This is a genomic window from Kocuria soli, assembly GCF_003797835.1.
Lineage (GTDB): Bacteria > Actinomycetota > Actinomycetes > Actinomycetales > Micrococcaceae > Kocuria > Kocuria soli.
In genome coordinates this window covers 276,451-296,194 of the sequence record NZ_RKMF01000001.1, presented here as the reverse complement: position 1 = coordinate 296,194, position 19,744 = coordinate 276,451, and the positions used below count along the sequence as shown (strand labels likewise).

20 protein-coding genes and 1 pseudogene are annotated in these 19,744 nt (G+C 67.9%); 8 read left to right on the top strand and 13 right to left on the bottom strand.

From position 1 onward, the window contains the following. Positions 1-26: 26 nt before the first annotated feature. From EDL96_RS01330 to EDL96_RS01310, 5 genes and pseudogenes are all read right to left on the bottom strand, one after another. Complete coding sequence (locus tag EDL96_RS01330; RefSeq protein ID WP_123823636.1) at positions 27-353, bottom strand: DUF202 domain-containing protein; 327 nt, start codon at positions 351-353, stop codon at positions 27-29. Continuing rightward, the gene (locus EDL96_RS01325; protein WP_123823635.1) at positions 350-757 is read right to left on the bottom strand and encodes a YidH family protein; all 408 of its coding nucleotides are present in this window, start codon (positions 755-757) and stop codon (positions 350-352) included. Before EDL96_RS01325 ends, EDL96_RS01330 begins: the two co-directional genes overlap by 4 nt. A 65-nt stretch (positions 758-822) precedes the next feature. Beyond that, positions 823-1,227, bottom strand: a complete 405-nt coding sequence (locus EDL96_RS01320; RefSeq protein ID WP_233568588.1) for a VOC family protein — start codon at positions 1,225-1,227, stop codon at positions 823-825. A gap of 63 nt (positions 1,228-1,290) precedes the next feature. After that, entirely contained in the window at positions 1,291-3,366 is a 2,076-nt protein-coding gene (locus EDL96_RS01315) for a M13 family metallopeptidase (protein WP_123823634.1), read from the bottom strand. 122 nt (positions 3,367-3,488) lie between these two features. Continuing rightward, a pseudogene (locus EDL96_RS01310) lies at positions 3,489-4,037 on the bottom strand (NADPH-dependent FMN reductase). 201 nt (positions 4,038-4,238) lie between these two features. Here EDL96_RS01310 and EDL96_RS01305 point away from each other — a divergent pair. Continuing rightward, positions 4,239-4,808 carry a hotdog fold thioesterase gene (locus EDL96_RS01305; RefSeq protein WP_325049524.1) on the top strand — a complete coding sequence of 190 codons (570 nt, stop codon included), beginning with the start codon at positions 4,239-4,241 and terminating at the stop codon, positions 4,806-4,808. A gap of 81 nt (positions 4,809-4,889) precedes the next feature. Here the strand turns inward: EDL96_RS01305 and EDL96_RS01300 are convergent, their stop codons facing one another. The 6 genes from EDL96_RS01300 to paaA form a co-directional block, all read right to left on the bottom strand. Beyond that, on the bottom strand, positions 4,890-5,663 hold the full coding sequence (locus tag EDL96_RS01300; RefSeq protein ID WP_123823633.1) for an enoyl-CoA hydratase/isomerase family protein: 774 nt from the start codon (positions 5,661-5,663) through the stop codon (positions 4,890-4,892). 10 nt (positions 5,664-5,673) lie between these two features. Continuing rightward, a complete protein-coding gene (paaE, locus tag EDL96_RS01295; protein WP_123823632.1) occupies positions 5,674-6,873 on the bottom strand; it encodes a 1,2-phenylacetyl-CoA epoxidase subunit PaaE in 1,200 nt (399 codons plus the stop codon). Then, the gene (paaD, locus tag EDL96_RS01290; protein WP_233568585.1) at positions 6,873-7,481 is read right to left on the bottom strand and encodes a 1,2-phenylacetyl-CoA epoxidase subunit PaaD; all 609 of its coding nucleotides are present in this window, start codon (positions 7,479-7,481) and stop codon (positions 6,873-6,875) included. Before paaD ends, paaE begins: the two co-directional genes overlap by 1 nt. A gap of 8 nt (positions 7,482-7,489) precedes the next feature. Beyond that, entirely contained in the window at positions 7,490-8,317 is an 828-nt protein-coding gene (gene paaC / locus EDL96_RS01285) for a 1,2-phenylacetyl-CoA epoxidase subunit PaaC (protein WP_123823631.1), read from the bottom strand. Beyond that, a complete protein-coding gene (paaB, locus tag EDL96_RS01280) occupies positions 8,314-8,580 on the bottom strand; it encodes a 1,2-phenylacetyl-CoA epoxidase subunit PaaB (protein WP_233568601.1) in 267 nt (88 codons plus the stop codon). The genes paaC and paaB overlap by 4 nt, the downstream gene beginning before the upstream one ends. Positions 8,581-8,720: 140 nt before the next feature. Beyond that, a complete protein-coding gene (paaA, locus tag EDL96_RS01275) occupies positions 8,721-9,695 on the bottom strand; it encodes a 1,2-phenylacetyl-CoA epoxidase subunit PaaA (RefSeq protein WP_123823629.1) in 975 nt (324 codons plus the stop codon). 240 nt (positions 9,696-9,935) lie between these two features. Here paaA and paaI point away from each other — a divergent pair, with 240 nt between their 5' ends. The 4 genes from paaI (at position 9,936) to EDL96_RS01255 (ending at position 13,884) form a co-directional block, all read left to right on the top strand. Beyond that, complete coding sequence (gene paaI / locus EDL96_RS01270; protein WP_233568584.1) at positions 9,936-10,343, top strand: hydroxyphenylacetyl-CoA thioesterase PaaI; 408 nt, start codon at positions 9,936-9,938, stop codon at positions 10,341-10,343. An 11-nt stretch (positions 10,344-10,354) separates the two neighbouring features. Then, the gene (locus tag EDL96_RS01265) at positions 10,355-11,701 is read left to right on the top strand and encodes a phenylacetate--CoA ligase family protein (RefSeq protein WP_123823628.1); all 1,347 of its coding nucleotides are present in this window, start codon (positions 10,355-10,357) and stop codon (positions 11,699-11,701) included. Positions 11,702-11,981: 280 nt separating this feature from the next. Beyond that, positions 11,982-12,596 carry a TetR/AcrR family transcriptional regulator gene (locus tag EDL96_RS01260; RefSeq protein WP_123823627.1) on the top strand — a complete coding sequence of 205 codons (615 nt, stop codon included), beginning with the start codon at positions 11,982-11,984 and terminating at the stop codon, positions 12,594-12,596. A gap of 7 nt (positions 12,597-12,603) precedes the next feature. Next, the gene (locus EDL96_RS01255) at positions 12,604-13,884 is read left to right on the top strand and encodes a cytochrome P450 (RefSeq protein ID WP_123823626.1); all 1,281 of its coding nucleotides are present in this window, start codon (positions 12,604-12,606) and stop codon (positions 13,882-13,884) included. A 32-nt stretch (positions 13,885-13,916) separates the two neighbouring features. On the opposite strand, the gene paaZ is transcribed toward EDL96_RS01255, so the two are convergent. Beyond that, complete coding sequence (paaZ, locus tag EDL96_RS01250) at positions 13,917-16,052, bottom strand: phenylacetic acid degradation bifunctional protein PaaZ (protein WP_233568583.1); 2,136 nt, start codon at positions 16,050-16,052, stop codon at positions 13,917-13,919. A 214-nt stretch (positions 16,053-16,266) separates the two neighbouring features. Between paaZ and EDL96_RS01245 the strand changes: the two genes are divergently transcribed. After that, complete coding sequence (locus EDL96_RS01245; protein ID WP_123823732.1) at positions 16,267-16,626, top strand: PaaI family thioesterase; 360 nt, start codon at positions 16,267-16,269, stop codon at positions 16,624-16,626. A 92-nt stretch (positions 16,627-16,718) separates the two neighbouring features. On the opposite strand, the gene EDL96_RS01240 is transcribed toward EDL96_RS01245, so the two are convergent. After that, positions 16,719-17,213, bottom strand: a complete 495-nt coding sequence (locus EDL96_RS01240) for an Lrp/AsnC family transcriptional regulator (RefSeq protein ID WP_123823625.1) — start codon at positions 17,211-17,213, stop codon at positions 16,719-16,721. Positions 17,214-17,461: 248 nt separating this feature from the next. Here EDL96_RS01240 and pdhA point away from each other — a divergent pair, with 248 nt between their 5' ends. Both pdhA and EDL96_RS01230 read left to right on the top strand, forming a co-directional pair. Continuing rightward, entirely contained in the window at positions 17,462-18,703 is a 1,242-nt protein-coding gene (gene pdhA / locus EDL96_RS01235) for a pyruvate dehydrogenase (acetyl-transferring) E1 component subunit alpha (RefSeq protein WP_407656883.1), read from the top strand. Further along, positions 18,700-19,743, top strand: coding sequence for an alpha-ketoacid dehydrogenase subunit beta (locus tag EDL96_RS01230; RefSeq protein ID WP_123823624.1), 1,044 nt, complete (start codon positions 18,700-18,702; stop codon positions 19,741-19,743). Before pdhA ends, EDL96_RS01230 begins: the two co-directional genes overlap by 4 nt. The last annotated feature ends 1 nt before the right edge of the window (position 19,744 follow it).

Sequence of the window (19,744 nt, the reverse complement as noted above, 5' to 3'; positions counted from 1 at the left end):
CCGCCCTCTCCGGGCGAGCTGACCGCTCAGATCAGGATGACCGCCAGGCCGGCCGCGCCCAGCAGGACCACCGCGGCCGACAGGGCCACGGCGGGGCCCACCTTGGGTTGTCCCGTGGGCTGACCCATGGCCTGCGCGCGGTGCGTGTAGCGCCGTCGTTGGGTGGCGCCGATGGCCAGCGCCACGGCGATGGCGCCACCGAAGAGCAGCACGACGACGGCGCCGTGCTCGCCACCCCAGCGCAGGAACAGCGCCGCCACGGTCACGAAGGCCATGAGCGTCCGGGACCAGGCCAACGTGGTGCGCTCTGGTTGGAGGCCGGGATCCACCACCGCGGAGTGCCGCGCGTTCATCGGAAGATCAACACCCCGAGCATGATGCCCGTGGCAATCGCCGCGCCCGTGGCCAGAACCGGGGCGATCCAGGGCAACGGCAACGGCAGGGAATGGCGCATCGCGCGTTCCACGCGAATCCATCGGGTGGTGGCTCCGGCGGCGATCACCATGCCGACCAGCAGCAGGGTGATCGCCAGGCCGGTGCGCACCACCGTGGGGAAGACGTCCCCGGCAAAGGCCTCCAACGCCACGCCGCCGGCCAGGAAGGCCAGGGCCGTACGGATCCACGCCAGGAACGTGCGCTCGTTGGCCAGGGTGAATCGCGGGTCGGGTTCGATGCCGCCGCCCAGCAAGCGCGCGGAGAGCCCGGTGCGTCCGGTTGTCGGCGGGGTGGTGGGGGAGTGCGGCTCCTGGTCGGCCATGCCTCCGATGCTAACGGGCCTGGCGTCCTGGACCTGAGCGCGTCCTGGACCTGAGCGGTCGGTCCTCAGCCGATGTTCACGCTCCAGCGGATACCGAACTTGTCCACCAGGTCGCCGTACTCGGCGCCCCACATCTGCTTCTCGAGCGGCATACCGACCGTGCCGCCTTCGGACAGGGCGGTGAAGTAGCCGCGGAGGGCGTCGTCGTCGCCGTGCAGGCACAGGGAGACCCCGCCTGCGCCGCCCGTGGGGGCCTCCATGAAGGAGGGGATGTCCGAGGCCATGATGCGCATGCCGTTGGGGGCGTCCAACTGACCGTGCATGACCAGATCCGCGTCGGGGCCTTCGGCGCCCATCTCGCCGTGGCGCATGATCTGCGGTTCCCCGCCCAGGACCGAGGCGTAGAAGTTCAGGGCCTCCGCTGCCTCGCCACGGAAGTTCAGGTACACGGTCAGGAACTGGTTGGACACGGAGACTCCTTGGACGGTTACCGGTTGGGGTGCAGGAGAGTCTAAGCCCTTCTCAGCCCCGCCTCACCAGATCCGCACGCGATCCTCCGGGGCCAGCCACATCGGGTCCGATTCCGTCACGCCGAACGCCTCGTGGAACGCGTCGATGTTCCGGGCGGTCTGGTTGGCGCGGAACTCGTTGGGGGAGTGCACGTCCACGGCCAGGCGCTGGGCCACGGCCTCGTCGCGGGCCTTCTGCTGCCACACGAACGCCCAGGACAAGAAGAGTTTCTGCGCGGGGGTCAGCCCGTCGTCGTCGGTGGCGGAGAACGCCGCGGGATCCGCGGCGGCAGGAGCGGCGTCGGCCACCGCATCGGAAGCCGGTGCCGGGTCGGCCACACCGCGCGAGTGCTCCCAGGCCTTGTACGTGATCGACAGTCCGCCCAGGTCGCCGATGTTCTCGCCCAGGGTCATGCGTCCGTTGACAGACGGGGCATCGGAGGAGCCGGACAGCTGCTCGGGCACCAGGCCGTCGTACTGCTCCACCAACTTGCCGGTGCGCTCCTCGAAGGCCGCGCGGTCGGCGTCGGTCCACCAGTTGCGCAGGCGACCGTCGCCGTCGCAGGTCGAACCCTTGTCGTCGAACCCGTGCCCGATCTCGTGACCGATCACCGCGCCGATGCCGCCGTAGTTCACGGCATCCTCCGCGGATTCGTCGAAGAACGGCGGCTGAAGGATGGCCGCGGGGAACACGATTTCGTTGCGCAGCGGGTGGTAGTAGGCGTTGACCGTCTGCGGGGTCATGAGCCACTCGTGCTTCTCCACGGGCTTGCCCGCCTTGCGGATCAGCTCGGCCAGCTCGAACTCGGAGGTCCGCACGATGTTGCCCACCAGGTCCTCCGCGCGGATCTCCAGGGAGGAGTAGTCCTTCCACTTGTCCGGGAACCCGATCTTGGGGGTGAAGGCCGCGAGCTTCTTGAGCGCTTCCGCGCGGGTCTCGTCGGTCATCCAGTCCAGCGTCTCGATCGACGACTTGTACGCCGCCAGCAGGTTGGCCACCAGATCGTCCATCCGGGCCTTGGCGGTCGGCGAGAAATGCCGCTCCACGTACAGCTTGCCCACGGCCTCACCCAGCACGCCGTTGACCAGCCCCACGCCGCGCTTCCACCGCTCCTTGAGCTCGGGAGTCCCGGAGAGCACGGTCCCGTAGAAGGCGAAGTCCTCCTGCACGAACGGGTTGGACAGGTACGCCGCACGTCCCGTGATCACGCGCCACCGCGCCCAGGACTTCCATTCCTCCAGACGCTCGGCCGTCAGCAGGTCCTCGAGTCCCGTGAAGAACGACGGCTGCGCATTGACCACCGTCTCCACCGCGGTGGCAGGAAGCCCCAGACCGTCGACGACGACGGCGTTCCAGTCGAAGACCTCACCGGATTCCTTCAACTCGGCCCATGTGAAGGGGTTGTACATCTTGGTCAGATCGCGGACCTCGACCTTGTCCCAGTGATGGGAGGCGATGGCGGTCTCCAGGTCGAACACGCGTTGCGCCTGCTCGGCTGCATCCTTGAAGCCGGCGTGGGTGAACATGCGCTCGACGTGCCCGCGGTACTGCTCGCGGATCTCGGCGTGGGATTCCTCCCGGTAGTACTCCTCGTCCGGAAGCCCCAGGCCCGCCTGGCCCACGAAGACCAGATTGCGGGTGGGATCGCCCGGATCCGCGTCCGTGTCCACACCCAGGACGGAGCCCAGCCCGCGGGCTAGGAGGGTGCCGAACAGCTGCTGCAACCCGGTCACGTCCTGGACGGCGTCCACGGCCCGGAAGTCCGGGGCCAAGGGCTCGGCGCCCAACGACTCCACGTGCTCCTGATCCATGAAGGACGCGTACAGATCGGCGACCTTGGACTCGACCGACCCCGGCTCGCCCGCTTCCACGCCGGTGATGATCTCCCGGACGGCTTCCTCCGCGCGGTCGCGCAGAACCATGAACGAACCGGTCAGCGGCTTGTCGTCCGGAATCTCGGTCGAGTCCAACCAGGGCCCGTGGACGTGGCGGAACAGGTCCTCCTGCGGCCGGGTTGCGGTGTCGAAGGTCGAGGGCGTGAGCACCGTCAGGGCGCCGTCGTCGTTGGTCGCGTCGTGGTTCACGTCATGGTGGGTCATGCCGAAAGACTAAGCGGGACCGCGCGACGGCGGAGTGTGCATCGCCCACCGCGTAACCCGAGGGCTGCAGCGGTGGGCGGTGCCGAGGGCGATGCCGTGGGTGATGGCCTGGGGCCGAGGGGTCAGGCGCCTTGACGACGGATGGCCGCCTGTAGTTCGTCGAGCATGCCGTTGAGGCCCTGGACCTTGACGTCGCTGCTCTTGACGCCGTCCTCGGCGAAGTCGGTGAACGGGCTCAGGTCCACGGCGCCGCGCACGACGTGCTGGGAGAAGTTCGGCAGGATCTGACGCCACTGCTCGACGGCGCGCACGCCACCCACGGCGCCGTAGCCGACCAGCGCGCTGGACTTGTTGGACCACTCGCTGCCCAGGGAGTCCACCGCGTTCTTGAGCGCGGCCGGGACGCCGTGGTTGTACTCGGGGGTGATGAAGACGTAGCCGTCGCAGGCGTCGATGGCCTGGGACCATGCGGTGACGGCCTCCGAGTCGTACTGCTTGTTGGCCATCATCGGCAGCGTCTGGGAGGTGAACAACGGCAGGTCGAAGCTCTTGAGGTCGATCAGTTCCTAGTCCGCGGCGCCCTTGGCGCGAGCGTGCTCCTCGACCCACTTGCCGACGGCTTCGCCGTTGCGGCCTTCACGGGTAGATCCGATGATGATGCCGATCTTCATGACTGCTCCTAGCTGTTGCTGTTGCGTTTGCTGGTCGGTGCGGGGCCTCGGGGCTTGTCGGCGCGCCGGGAGCAACCGGGGCCACCACCCCATGATTTACGTGACGTGACACGCTTATTGGTGAGTGTAGCGATCCCGGCGGTTGATGACAGATGATGCAGAACACAACGGCATGACGAATCCGCGACCCGAGGAGCACCCGTGAACCAGCCAGGATCCCCGCACATGCACGAGGACCCCACCGCAGCCGACTCCGACCGCTGGTTGCGTGAGGACCCTGCGCCCGCCGACTACCGGGCGCCCAGGCTCGCCGGTGCCATGCCATCCGAGGAGACCACCACCCAGACCGCAGCCAGCGCCGCCGAACTCGCGAAGGCGGAAGATCCGGTGGCCCTGCTCAACTCCCGCCCCGGTCAGCTGGACCAGCGCCTGGGGGTGACCTACCTGGAGGCCTCGACGGAGCGGGTGGTGGCGCGGATGCCGGTCGAGGGCAATCGGCAGCCCATGGGGCTGTTGCACGGAGGGTCCACCATCGCACTGTGCGAGTCGGTCGCGTCGATCGGGGCCTTCATCCACGCCTCTCGAACCGGGCAGGCCGCCGTGGGAGTGGACGTCAACGCCACGCACCACAAGTCGGCGACCAGCGGCCACGTGACCGCCACGGCCACGCCCATCCGCCTGGGCCGGACGGCCACCAGCCACGAGATCGTCGTCGTCGACGACGCCGGCCAGCGGGTCTGCACCGCCCGCATCACGTGCTTCCTGAAGTAGCTACCCGCCGAACCCTCGCGAAACTCGCCCATCAGCCCCTGATGCGCGAGTTTCGCGAGGGTTCGACGGAATGGGAAGGGCTCAGGCGCGGCCCGTGAACGTCGGTTTGCGCTTCTCCTGGAAGGCCTTGAAGCCCTCCGCGTAGTCGGCCGAAGAACACAGCGCCGCCTGGAGGTCGTTCTCCTGGGCCAAGGACTCCCACAACCCGATGCGTTCATCGCGCAGCTGGGCCACGAGCTTCTTGGACGCCAGGAACGCCTGGGTTGCCCCGGAGGCCACGCGGGTGGCCGTTGAACGGGTGAACTCCAGAAGGTCCTCGGACGGGAGAGCACGGGAGAACAGTCCGGAACGCACCGCCTCCGACCCGCTGATCAACTCGGCGGTGTAGATCAGGTCCAGCGTCCGATGGGCACCCAGTCGCTCGACGAACAACGCGTGCCCGCCGGAGTCCAGCGTGGCACCCAGGTTGGCAAACGGCGATCCGATCTTGGCGTCCTCGGCCACGTAGACGACGTCGGTCGCGATGGCTAGTCCCAGACCCACGCCCAGGCACGGGCCCTGGACGGCGGCGAAGGTCGGCGCAGGGAACTCGGCCATGCGGCGCAGCACCGGGGTCAGTGCCTCGGACAGGTAGGCGTGCACGTCGTCGGTGGCAGGGTCCACGCCCGAGATGTCACGGCCCGCGCAGAACCCGCGGCCCTCACCGCGCAGGACCATGGCGCGCACCCCGGCGGAGGCCGCCTGGTCGTAGGCCTCGCCCAACTCGGTGATGGCCGCTTCGTCCAGGGCGTTCATCTTCTGCGGCGCGTTGAGGGTGACCTCCGCGACGGCGTTGTCGATCGCAAGTTCGATCACGCGGGCCTCCTCAGGCGTCGTAGTCCACGGTCAAGGTCTTGCCCTGTGCCCGGGTCTGGCAGGTCAGGACGTAGCCCTTCTCCACCTCGTCCGGCTCCAGCGCGAAGTTCTCGGCCATCTCGTACTCGCCCTCGACCACCTTGGCGCGGCACGTTCCGCACACTCCGCCCGCACAGGCGAACGGGACGTCGGGCCGGGCGCGCAGGGCCGCGTTCAGCACGGTTTCGCGGGCCGCGACGGGCGAGGCCACCTCGCCGGTCAGCCCGTCCAGCGTGAACGTGATCTCCACGTTGTCGCCCTTGGGATCCACGTGGACCACGCGGCCGGTCTGACCCTGCGGATCCGCTGGGTTGCCCGTGGTGAACAGTTCGAAGCGGATGTTCTCCGCGGGAACACCACGGTCGGCCAGGGTGTCCCGGCACAGCTGCACCAGCTCGAACGGCCCGCACAGGAACCATTCGTCGGTCCGGTCCACCTGGATCACGTGGTCCAGCAGCTCGCCCAGCTTTTCGTGGTCGATACGCCCGGACATGAGCGGGTTGATGCGCTGCTCGCGGGAGAGCACGTGGTGGATCGCGAACCGGGAGGGGTAGCGGTCCTTCAGATCCCCCAGTTCCTCGGCGAACATCACGTCGGAGGCCGACTTGTTGGCGTACACCAGGTCCACGGAGGAGTTCGCGGAGGCATTGAGGACTGCCCGGGTGATCGCCATGATCGGTGTGATGCCGGACCCGGCGGCAAAGGCCACCAGGTGAACGTGCGCGTTCTTGGCAACCTCGGCCGCGGCCAGTCGTTCGGCGTCGTTCATGGAGGTGATGTTGACCGAATGGGTCGACGTGAACGCACCCTGCGGGTTCATGACCTCCAGTTCGTCACCGACCTTGAGGTTCTCGTTGGCCCAGGTGGAGAAGACGCCGCCCAGGGTCTTCTTGATGGCCACCTTGACCTGACCGCGTACGGGCTCGGCGCAGATCGAGTACGACCGGCGGACCTCCTGCCCGTCGATCTGCGCGCGCAGAGCAACGTACTGGCCCGGCGCGTAGTCGTAGTCGCCCGCCAGTTCGTCGGGCACGTGGAAGGTGACCTCCACGGATTCCGCGGTCAGCGGGCGGACCTCGGACACACGCAGCGTGTGGAAGGTGGCCCGACGGCGGCCGGGGGTGGCTTCGGCGTCGGTACCGGTGACGTCGGTGTCAATCGTTTCGCTCATCAGTGCACCTTGAAGTGGTCGAAGGGTTCTAGGCAGTCGTTGCAGACCCACAGGGATTTGCAGGAGGTCGAGCCGAAATGGGTCATCTCTCGCGTGGACAGGGAGTTGCACCGCGGGCACTTCACACCCAGGGTCAGCGTCACGGGGCCCGCTGCGGCGCGCCCGGTGGGCGGGGCGATGCCGTACTCGTTGAGCTTGCGGCACCCGTCCTCCGTCATCCAGTCGGTTGTCCAGGCGGGCTCCAGGACGGTTTCCACGCGCACCGGCGAGAAACCGTCGTCGCCCAGGGCCGCCCGCAGGTCCGCCGTGATGGTTTCCATCGCGGGGCACCCGGAGTAGGTGGGGGTGATGACGACGACGGCGCCACCCTCACCATCCGCCCGGGCCTCCCGCAGGATGCCCAGGTCGGCAACGGACAGGACGGGGATCTCCGGGTCGTTGACCGTCGCGGCCACGTCCCAGATCCGCGCCGCGACGGGATCCGCGGGACGCAGTTCGTCGTCGCGAACGGGCACGGCCTGACCCACCGGACGCGGAACGGCGTTCGGGTCCTGCTCGAAATCCATCCGCGGGATCTCGGGGCCGCCGGGCATCTGGGACGCAGTCACGGTGCACCTCACCACGTGGCGCCGGGATGCTGGCGGGCGAGCACCTGCATCTCGGCCAGGATGTAACCCCGCTGCTCGGAGAACCGTCCCGTGCGGTCGGAACCGAAGGCCGGCTTGACATCCGGGACCGTGAGGTGCGCTTCCTCGAGGGCCTTGGTCACACGGGCCATGGTGTCCTCGCGCAAGGACGACGGCAGGACCGCCCGGTTGCCGAGTTCTGCGACCTGCTCGACGTCCAGGAACAACTCGTCGATGTAGGGCCAGACGACGTCGAAGCCCTCCTGGAGCCGACGGTTGGACTCCTCAGTGCCCAGGCCGAGGCGCAGCGTCCACTGGGTGGCGTGGTCCTGGTGGTACTCGACCTCCTTGAGTGCCTTGGCCGCGATGGCGGCGAGGGTCCGGTCGGTCGAGTTCACCAGGCGGCGGTAGAGCTCGTACTGGTAGTAGCTGAAGACCAGCTGGCGGGCGATCGTGCGACCGAAGTCGCCGTTCTCCTGCTCGACCAGACGGCAGGAGCGGAACTCCTCCTCGTCGCGGAAGTAGGCCAGGTCGTCCTCGGTCTTGCCCCACGCGGTCCCCGCGTAGGTCAGGAAGAAGCGGGCGTGGCCCAGGAGGTCCAGGGCGATGTTGCCCAGGGCGATGTCCTCCTCGAGTTCCGGCGCGCGGGAGATCCAGTGGCCCAGGCGCTGGGCGAGCATCAGGGAGTCGTCGCCGAGCATCATCGCGTAGCGGGCCACGGCCTCGTCGGCCTTGACCCCCTGTGCGGTGAGGTCCTCGGGGGTGATGGCGTCGCCGGCCGACTGCGTGGTGGCCGATTCGGTGGCTGCGAAGCTCACAGGTGCTTCACCCCTTCGCTCTTGGTGTAGTACGTGGCGTGGCGGTAGGCCTTGCCCGCAGCGGATTCGAAGTACCCGCCCTTGGAGTCGGGGTCGGAGGAGGTCACGGCCTCGGAGGGAACCACCCACACGGAGGTGCCTTCGTTGCGGCGGGTGTACAGGTCACGGGCGTTGCGCACGGCCATGGTGGCGTCCGGGGCGTGCAGGGAGCCGGCGTGGACGTGGGACAGGCCGCGCGAGGAACGCACGAACACCTCCCACATGGGCCAGGCCTCCGAGCCCGCCTTGGACCCGCTGTTGCTCGGGTGGCTCTGGGCGTCCGAGATGGGGGTGGGCTGGGACCCCGTGGCCTCTGCGCCGCCGATGCCGGTGTTCTGCTCCGAAGTGTTGTCGCTCATGTGTCTCAGGCTCCGATCAGTGCCGATGCGGCGGTCTGGCTGGTCTTTTCTGCGTACGCTGCTGCGGCCTCGCGGACCCAGGCGCCTTCACGGTGGGCTTCACGACGACGCTGCATGCGCTGCCGGTTGCACGGCCCCTGGCCCTTGATGACCGCGAAGAACTCCTCCCAGTCGAGCTCGCCGTAGTCGTAATGGCCGCGGTCCTCGTTCCACTTGAGGTCCGGGTCGGGCAGGGTCAGGCCCAGGGCCTCGACCTGCGGCACGATCATGTCCACGAAGCGCTGACGCAGGTCGTCGTTGGAGAACCGCTTGATCTTCCAGTCCATGGACTGCTGGGAGTGCGGGGAATCGGCATCCGGCGGGCCGAACATCTGCAGGGCCGGACCGTAGAAGCGGTTCACGGCGTCCTGCGCCATCTGCTTCTGCTCGGGGGTTCCGTTGGAGAGCTCGTAGAGGATCTCCCAGCCCTGGCGCTGGTGGAAGGACTCCTCCTTGCAGATCCGGACCATGGCGCGTCCGTAGGGCCCGTAGGAGGCGCGGCACAGCGGGACCTGATTGCAGATCGCGGCCCCGTCGACCAGCCAACCGATGGCGCCGATGTCCGCCCAGGTGCGGGCGGGGTAGTTGAAGATCGAGGAGTACTTGGCCTTGCCGTCCAGCAACTGTTGGTTGAGCACGTCGCGCGGGGTGCCCAGCGTCTCGGCCGCCGAGTAGAGGTAGAGGCCGTGGCCGGCTTCGTCCTGCACCTTGGCCATCAGGATGGCCTTGCGCTTCAACGACGGCGCACGGGTGATCCAGTTGGCTTCCGGCTGCATGCCGATGATCTCGGAGTGCGCGTGCTGGGACACCTGGCGGGTCAGGGTCTTGCGGTAGGCCTCCGGCATCCAGTCGCGCGGTTCCACGCGGGAGTCCTGCTCGATGAGGTGGTCGAAGTACTCCTGGCCGGTGGTTTCCTGCTGAGTGGCTTCTTGGTCGGTCATGACTGTCCCTTCCCTGGCTCATGTCCCTGGCTCATGCTGCTTGCCCACTGTCGATGAGTTGATCGGCGGTCGGATCGGTGTGATGGGGCGGTGAACAGCTCACGGCATTTACTGACCGTTCGGTCAGGATAGGCGTACGGTGCCGTCGTCGTCAATGCCGTTTTGTGAGTCTTGACACAACGGCGGCGCAATGGTTCTCTGTGGTCATTACTGACCGATCGGTCATTTTTGGGAGGTTGCGTGGGAGAGCACAAGATCCTGGCCAACGACGCCGCTACCCGGTGGATGGGTATTGAGGTCGTTGCAGCCGAACACGGCCACGCCGTCGTACAGATGACGGTGCGCGAGGAGATGGTCAACGGGTTCGGCATCAGTCACGGCGGCATGGTCTTCACCCTGGCCGACACGTGCTTTGCGCTCACGTGCAATCACCCCACCGACGACGACGGCACCGTGACCGTTGCAACCGGTGTGGACATCAATTTCCTGGCACCCACCCGGGCCGGGGACGTCCTGGAAGCGGAGGGTCACCTTCTGCAGCAGAACGGACGAAGCGGAATCTGCGACATCACCGTGCGCCACGAGCAGACCGTGGTCGTGTTGTTCCGCGGTCGCTACCGCACGATCCCTGCGCCCAAGGAAGCCTGAGAGGACTTGTCATGACCGACATCACCGATGCCGTGAAGAATCCCTACACCCCCAGCGCGCCCCCTGCGGACCGGTCTCAGCCGGACCCCGAGGAGATGATGAGCCGGGACCAGATCGAGGCGTTGCAGTTCGAGCGCCTGCGGTGGAGCCTGCACTACGCCTACGAGCGCGTGGACGCCTACCGGGAGCTCTACGACGCCCACGGCGTGCACCCGAACGACTTCAAGGAACTCGAAGACCTCAAGCTGTTCCCCTACACGGACAAGGAATTCCTCCGGAAGGCCTACCCGTTCAAGGCCTTCGCGGTTGACATGTCCGAGATCCGGCGCATCCACGCCTCCTCCGGAACCACCGGCCAGCCCACCGTGGTGGCCTACACGGAGAACGAACTGCAGACCTGGGGCACGCTGGTCGCCCGCTGCTTCCGGCTCTCCGGGATCCGCCCCGGGGACAAGGTGCACAACGCATACGGCTACGGCCTGTTCACGGGCGGGTTGGGCGCGCACTACGGGGCCGAGCGACTGGGTTGCGCCGTCATCCCCATGTCCGGCGGCCAGACGGAGAAGCAGGTCCAGCTGATTCGGGACTTCGAACCCCAGGCGATCCTGTCCACACCGACCTACCTGCTGACCATTGCGGACGGATTCCGCGCACAGGGCCTGGACCCCAAGGAAACCTCCCTCAAGCACGCCGTCCTGGGTGCCGAGCCCTGGACGGAGGAGATGCGCCGGGAGATCGAGCAGACCTTCGGCATCACCGCCGCCGACATCTACGGCCTCTCCGAGGTCATGGGCCCCGGCGTGGCCGGCGAGTCCGCGGAGAGCAAGGACGGTTCGCACATCTGGGAGGACCACTTCCGCCCGGAGATCATCGATCCCATGACGGACGAGGTCATGGAGCTCGGTCGCCCGGGTGAACTCGTGTTCACGGCGCTGACCAAGGAAGCGTTGCCGATCATCCGTTACCGGACCCACGACCTCACCCGGTTGCTGCCCGGAACGGCACGCCCGGGTCACCGGCGCATGGGGCGCATCACGGGGCGTTCGGACGACATGATCATCCTGCGCGGCGTCAACCTGTTCCCGTCCCAGATCGAGGAACTGGCACTGCAGGAGCCCACCCTTTCGCCCCACTTCCAGCTCGTCCTGACCCGTCCGGGTCGTATGGATCAGATGACCGTGCGGATCGAACGCCGTGAGGACGCGTCCCGGGAGAACGCGGAGGAGGCTGCCAAGCACCTCAAGCAGGAGATCAAGACCAAGATCGGTTCCTCCTGCACCATCACGATCGAGGAACCCGGGTCCCTCCAGCGGTCCTCTGGCAAGATCCGCCGGATCTTCGACGAACGCAACAAGTGACCCCACCGTGGGCTCCTTGCGGCAGGTACGCGGAACCCACGGGTGCCACGGGCGCCCCGAGCGATGCCTTGTCCCTGGTCAGGGACGGCATGGCTCGGGGCGCCCGTTGTTGCGCCAAATGTCCCCGCGGCGCCCGCTCGGCGTGCTCCGACGCGTAGGCTGGCTACCACCTTTCCGGCGGTCCGCACCCGACACCCGGGTGGGTTCCCGCCACATTCTCCCGTCTGCTCCATGGTTCACCCACCGCCGCAGACCCGTCGACCGAGAGCCGTACAACGACATGACAAGCACGCACAGTCCCGTCCGCCGTGGGCGGCCCGGGTATGACCGCGAACAGTTGTTGCAGGTCTGCGTCCAGGTGTTCAACGAACACGGCTACGACGCGACGTCGATGGGGAAACTCGCCGAAGAGCTCGGAATCACCAAGTCCGCGATCTACCATCACGTGGCTTCCAAGGAGGAGTTGCTCGAGCTGGCGCTCAACCGGGCCCTGGACGCCTTGGAGGCGGAGTACCAGCGGGTTCAGGACCAGAAGCTGGACGCCGTCGACCAGTTGGAGGCCGTGCTGCGCGGGACGGTGCGGGTCTTGGTGGAGCAGATGCCGTACGTGACCCTGCTGCTGCGGTTGCGCGGGAACTCGGAGGTCGAGATGGCGGCCCTGCAGCGTCGGCGCCAATTCACCCGCCAACTCGGGGAACTGATCACCCGGGCGCAGGAGGACGGTCAGATCCGCCAGGACGTGAGCGCCGTGGCGGCTCCGCGTCTACTGCTGGGCATGGTCAACTCCCTGGTGGACTGGTACCGCCCCACGACGATCGGCAGTGCGGACGTCGTGGCGGACACCGTGGCCAAGATCGCCCTGGACGGGTTGCGCGGCCCGACCGACAGCCGGTGAGCCCGTCGTGACCGCGTGTCCCCATTCGCGCGCTCCGCAAGACGCCGGAGACCGCAAGGCGCTGCCCGCCGGTGAGACGCCCTTGCCCGACATCGAGGAGCGGGACGGGCGGTGGCACGTCCGCTCCCTTGCGTTGGTGCGCGAGATCCTCCGCGCAGGTGGGGCCACCAAGCAGTCCGGGTTCGCCGTCGAAGTGGCCACGCAGTCCCTCCCGCTCAAGCGGTGGCCCGTGCTCTACGCGGACGGACCCGCTCATCGGGAACAGCGCAGCAAGATCACGCGGTTCTTCGCCCCGGCGGTGGTCGACCGAGACTACCGGGACCTGGTTACCCGGAGGGCAGAGGCCTTCCTGACGCAGTTCGACGACGGACACGCCCACGACCTGGGCGACATCGCGCTGCACTTCTCCACCCAGGTGGCCGCCCGCGTCATCGGGCTGACGGCCTCGGACCAGGAGCGCATGGCCTGGCGGTTGGCGGCCTTCTTCGACCAGCCCGACTCCATGCTCGGCGAACTGCGCGCGGGCTGGTGGGCTCGTGTGAAGACAGCCCCGGAGACGGCGCAGCAGGTGGCGAAACTGGGATGGTTCTTCCTCAAGGACGTGCGCCCGGCCATCCGCTCCCACCGCGACGCGTTGAAAGCGGCGACGCAGGGTGGTGCGGAACCCCCCGACGACGTGATCACCCACCTGATCGGTGAGGGCTACTCCGACCTGGAGATCCTCATGGAGTGCCTGACCTACGGTGCCGCAGGCATGGTGACCACCCGTGAGTTCCTGCAGATGGCCACGTGGCACCTCGTGGAGAAGGACGACCTGCGGCGGCGGTTCCTCTCGACGGATTCCGCCGGGCGGCGCGCGATCCTCCACGAGATCCTGCGCCTGGAACCGGTGGTCGGCCACCTCTACCGCCGCGCCCAGGACGAACTCCGGTTGGTGGACTCGGCAGGCACGGAACACGTGATCCCCGCGGGAGCGCGCCTGCAGCTCTACGTCCGTCAGGCGAACTCGGATGCCGGGCAACTCGGAGACGACGCCGAATCGCTGTGCCCCGGACGCGACCTGTCCCGCGGCGTGCGCCCCGAGGTCATGTCCTTCGGGGACGGGGTGCACCGCTGCCCCGGGAACTCGATAGCCATTCTGGAATCGGAGATCTTCCTGGAACGTCTCTTCCGGCGCAACGTCAGCATGATGTCCACCCCGCGGATCGAGTGGGAGGACGTGGTGGCCGGGTACGCGGTGCGCGGACTCCTGCTCACGGCTCCCCGCGAAGCCGCTACCACGGCCTGAACCGCAGTGCCCGCGGGCAGGTGCTCGTCGGCTCAGGCCGTGGCGTCTGCCTCCTCGACCTCCGGCATCGGCCAGGTCTTGGCCACCAGGGTCAGGACGTCGTACTGGGCCACGATCTCGTCGTTCTGGTTGTGCAACACGGCGTCCCAGCGGACCTCGCCGTATTCGTCGGTGACGCGCGGGGTGATCTGCTTGGCGGTCAGGGTCACGCGGATGGCGTCGTCGTAGGTGACCGGGGTGATGAACCGCAGGTTCTCCAGCCCGTAGTTGGCCAGCACGGGCCCCGGGGCCGGCTCGACGAACAGGCCGGCTGCCCAGGAGACCAGCAGATAGCCGTGGGCCACGCGCCGCGGGAAGAACGGGTTGGCCGTGGCGGCCTCCTCGTCGGTGTGGGCGTAGAAGGTGTCGCCCGTCTCGTTGGCGAAGTCCGTGATGTCCTGCAGCGTCACGGTCCGCAGGTCGGAGGCGAACTGGTCACCGATCCGCAGCGTCTCCAGGGACTTGCGGAACGGGTGTTCGGCCTCCCCGGCCTCGACGGCGGCGCGCGTGGCCACGTTCGCCGCGGCACCCTGGTGCCACACACCCGTGACGCCGGTCAGCAGGTCGGGGGAACCCTGCACGGCAGTGCGCTGCATGTAGTGCTTGACCGCGCGGATGCCGCCGAGTTCCTCACCGCCGCCGGCACGCCCCGGGCCACCGTGGACCAGGTGCGGCATGGGCGAGCCGTGACCGGTGGAGGTCTTGGCGTCGTCGCGGTCCAGGAACAGCAGGCGGCCGTGGTGCGCGCCGATGCCGACGGCGAACTGCCGAGCGAGCTCGGGATCATGGGTGCAGACGGTGGCCACCAGGGAGCCGGAACCCAGCGCAGCCAGCTCGATGGCTTCCTCCACGCTGCCGTAGCCCAGCACGGAGGTCACGGGGCCGAAGGCCTCGACCGAATGGACCTCGGGGGTACGGGCGTCGTCGAAGGACAGCACCGTGACCGGGAAGTAGGCTCCCCGCTCGGGCTTGGGCCCATCAGGGCCACCCAGCCGAACGGTGCCGCCCGCGGAGATCAACCGGTCCACGGCCTTGCCGACCTCCGCCTGCTGGTCGAAGGATGCCAGGGCGCCGACCGTCGTCGTCTTCTCCGAGGGGTCGCCCAGGACCGCGCGCTCGGTGATACGCGCGTTGAGGGCTTCGACGACGGCGTCGACCTGCGCGTTCGGCACGATCGTCCGGCGGATGGCCGTGCACTTCTGACCGGCCTTGGCGGTGATCTCCAGGACCACCGACTTGATGAAGGCGTCGAACTCGGGGGTCTCCGGGGTGGCGTCCGGGCCCAGGATCGCGGCGTTCAGCGAATCGGTCTCCGCGGTGAAGCGGACCCCGTTCTGCAGGACGTTCGGGTGCTCGCGCAGGGTCTGGGCGGTGCCCGCGGAACCGGTGAACGCCACGTGGTCGCGGTAGTCCAGGTGGTCCAGGAGGTCGCGGGCCGAGCCGGAGACCAACTGGATCGAACCCTCCGGGAGCACTCCGGAATCGACCATGAGGCGTACGCAGGCCTCCGTGACGTAACCCGTGGGGGTGGCCGGCTTCACGATCGTGGGCATCCCGGCGATGAACGACGGCGCGAACTTCTCGAGCATGCCCCAGACCGGGAAGTTGAAGGCGTTGATCTGCACCGCCACACCCGGCAGGCGCGTGTAGATGTGCCCGCCGATGAACGTGCCGTCGGGGGACAGCGGCTCCACCTGGCCGTCGACGATCACGTTTGCGTTGGGCAGTTCGCGCCGGCCCTTGGACGAGAACGTGAACAGGGTGCCGATGCCGCCGTCGATGTCGATGTAGTGGTCGCGCTGCGTGGCGCCGGTGCGGAAGGAGATCTGGTACAGCTCCTTCTTGTGCTCCGAGAGGAACAGCGCGAGTTCCTTGAGCTTGAGGGCACGCTCATGGATGGTCAGCTCCCCAAGACTGCGCTGACCGACCGTACGTGCGTGCTCGATCGCGCCCGGGAGGTCCATGCCTTCCGTGCTGACCCGGGTGACGACCTCCCCCGTGACCGCGTCCAGAACGTCGGTGGTGCGCTGCGGGTTCTCCGGGGCCCACCAGGTGCCCTGGAGGTAGCTGGGCAGGATGCTGGGGGAATGGGCGGCAGCGGTTGCGCTCTCGGACACAGACTGGCTCACGGGAGCTCCTTCCGACGGATCACGATATTCTGACTGTTCGGTCAGTTATTGTGACTATAACCTGATCCTGAGAGCTGGGCCACACCCTTGTGTGCTGAGCTCCGTTGATCGCACCCGCTCTACCGAGGGAGCCAAGTTGTCAGGAGAAGCCGTGTCCCCAGCCTCTGACCAGCCGCAGCCCTGGACCATCAAGCTCGGTGAGCTGGATGAACGCATGGGCGTGAAGGTCCTTGAACAGTCGGCTGAACGGGTGGTCATCACCGCACCGATCGAAGGCAATCGGCAGTCCTTCGGCCTCCTGCACGGCGGGGCAATGGTCGCGCTGGCCGAGGCCGCCGGGTCCTGGGCCGCCGTGATTCACGGCTCCACTATGGGCAAGGTCGCGGTGGGACTGGAGATCAACGCGACCCACCACCAGTCGCGACGTTCCGGCACGGTCACGGTCACCGCCACCGCCATTCACCTGGGTGGCTCCACCACCACGCACGAGGTGATCCTCACCCACGAGGACGGCACCCGCCTGTGCACCGCCCGCATCACGAACTTCCTGAAGAAGGGCGAGATCCCGGCCTGATCTCCCGCCGAACCCTCGCGAAACTCCCGGATCAGGGCCTGATGGGCGAGTTTCGAGAGGGTTCGGCGGGGGCGGGCAGGAGGGGCGGGCGGTCAGCGGGTCAGTTTCCTGGGGTACTGGCGTTCTTCGAAGACCAGGTGCGTCTGGGTCTCCAGGACGAACGGCAGGGGTTGGATGTGTTCGAAGACCACGTCCCGTAGCTCCCGGGAGTCCCGCGCGCGCACCAGCACGACGACGTCGAACTGCCCGCCCACCAGCGCCACGTGCTCCACCGCGGGGACCGCGTCCAGGGCCTGCTCGAGCTCTCGCCAGGAGTTCTGTTTGAGCTTGACCGTCAGGTAGGCCGACGTGCCCAGTCCTGCGCGCGGCGGATCCACCACGGTCGTGAAGCCCTTGAGGATTCCGCCGTCGCGGAGTCGGGCCACGCGTTCGTAGGCCTGGGCGCGTGAGATGTGCACCGCCCCGGCCAACGTGGTGATGGACTGCCTGCCGTCGCGCGCCAGTTCGTCCAGGAGCTGCCGGTCGACCTCGTCCAGGTTCGGGTTCCGTGAATGGTCGGCCGGTGGACGACGGCGGGTGGGCGGCATGGGTGGCACTCCTCGGGTGGGCGATGGGGCGGGGACAGTGCGGACGGGTGGCCGGTGGGTCCGTGGACATCAGGTGGGTGATGCGGGTCACTCCATACAGAGTGTCCATCGAGAGACCTCTATAGGTCCAGAACGTCCTGCAATCACAAAAAAGATGGAGACGGTTCGTCGTCGTACCTCAGACTCCCTGGACGGAGAGCATCAGCATCCCGCCGCCCTCGGGTGGCCGAAACGTCCAGGAGGAGACCGTGTCCGAGTCGATCGACACCCCCGTCGGGCCCCCGATCCCACCGGCCCGGCAAGAACTGACCCTGGTGGAACGGGTCAGTTCCCAGATGGGGATCAGCCCCGAGGACTACATGCTTCCGGCCGAGCGTGAGATCCGCATGCTCAGCCCGGAGGGCACTCTCCTCCCCGCCGAGCAGCAGGGCACGGGCCCCGGACACGAGTACCCGATCCCCTCCGACGAGGTCCTGCTGGAGGCCTACGAGCGGCTGATGGTCGGGCGTCGGGTCAACGACCAGAACACCGCGCTGGTCCGCCAGGGCCGCCTCGCCGTCTACCCGTCCAGCCACGGGCAGGAGGCCTGCCAGGTCGCCGCCGCCATGTGCCTCGAGGACAACGACTGGCTGTTCCCCACCTACCGGGACACCGTGGCCGTGATCTCCAAGGGCGTGGACCCCCTGGACGTGATGGTCTCCTTCCGCGGTGACTGGCACTGCGGCTACGACCCCAAGGAACACAAGACGGCCGCGCAGGCCACCCCGTTGACCACGCAGTTGCTCCACGCCGTCGGTGCCGCGCACGCGGCAGTTCTGCGCGGCGAGGACACCGTGGTCCTGGCGATGTGCGGCGACGGCGCCACCTCCGAAGGCGACTTCCACGAGGCCCTGAACTTCGCCGCCGTGTTCCGCCTGCCGGTCGTGTTCTTCGTGCAGAACAACGGCTACGCGATCTCCGTCCCGCTGGCCCGTCAGTCGGCCGCACCTACCCTGGCGCACAAGGCTGTGGGCTACGGAATGGCCGGGGAGCGGGTGGACGGCAACGACCTGGTGGCGCTCATGGCCGCCCTTCGCCGCGCCGTCGACCTGGCCCGCACCGAGCGCATCCCGCTGCTGGTCGAAGCGCACACCTACCGCATGCAGGCCCACACCAACGCCGACGACGACACCCGCTACCGCGAACGCGAAGAGGTCAAGGAGTGGGCCGCCAAGGACCCGGTCCTGCGCATGGAGACCTACCTGCGGGACAAGGGCGTGCTGGACGAGGCTGCGGCCGCGCGAGTCTCGGAGCACTGCGAAACCGTCGCGGCTTCCTTGCGAGATGCGATGAACGCGGACGTCAACCCGGATCCGCTGGAGATGTTCGACCACGTCTTCTCCGAACCCACGCAGCAGTTGAGGGAACAGCGGGACTGGCTGGCGGAGGAACTGGCCGCCGAAGCCGCTGAGGGACGTGCCGACCAGGCAGCCAAGGAGGGTGCGCGATGACCACGGTGACCGAAACCAAGCCGGCGGCACAGTCGGCAAAGCCCGCCAAGCTGACGTTCGCGGGGGCTCTCAACGCCGCGCTGGCCCATTCCTTGGAGGCCCGCCAGGACGTCGTGGTCTTCGGGGAGGACGTCGGCACCTTGGGCGGGGTGTTCCGCGTGACGGACGGCCTGGCCGCCCGCTACGGAACCGACCGGTGCTTCGACACCCCTCTGGCCGAGTCCGGAATCATGGGCACCGCGGTCGGCATGGCCCTCAACGGCATGCGCCCCGTGGTCGAAATGCAGTTCGACGCCTTTGCCTACCCGGCCTTCGAACAGGTGGCCTCCCACCTGGCCAAGATGCACAACCGCACCCGCGGCCGCGTGGAGCTGCCCGTGGCCGTCCGCATCCCCTACGGCGGTGGAGTGGGCGGTGTGGAGCACCACTGCGACTCCTCGGAGGGCTACTACGCGCACACGCCGGGGCTCAAGGTGTACGTCCCCGGCACGGTCGAGGACGCCTACCTCATGCTCCGCGAAGCCATCGACAGCCCGGACCCGGTGGTGTTCTTCGAACCGAAGAAGCTCTACTGGTCCAAGGCCGACCTTGACCTGGAGGACCTGCGCGCCACCTACGAGAGCGGCGAGCGCCGGGAGGGCTCCGCCGTCGTCGCCCGTCAGGGGACCGACGTGACCCTGGTGACCTACGGGCCCTCCCTCCCGACCGCGCTCAAGGCCGCCGAGGCCGCCGCGGAGGACGGTGTCAGCGTGGAGGTGGTCGACCTGCGCAGCATCGTCCCGTTGGACGACGACACGGTGTGCGCCTCCGTCGAGAAGACCGGTCGGGCGTTGGTGGTGGCAGAGGCGCAGGGCTTTGCGTCCGTGGCTTCGGAGCTCGTGGCGCGGATCCAAGAGCGGTGTTTCCACTCGCTGGCCTCACCCGTGCGGCGCGTGACGGGCTTCGACATCCCGTACCCCGCGCCCAAGCTGGAGGAGCATCACCTGCCCTCCGTGGACCGCATCCTGGACGTCATTGACGACATGCAGTGGGAGGACTGAC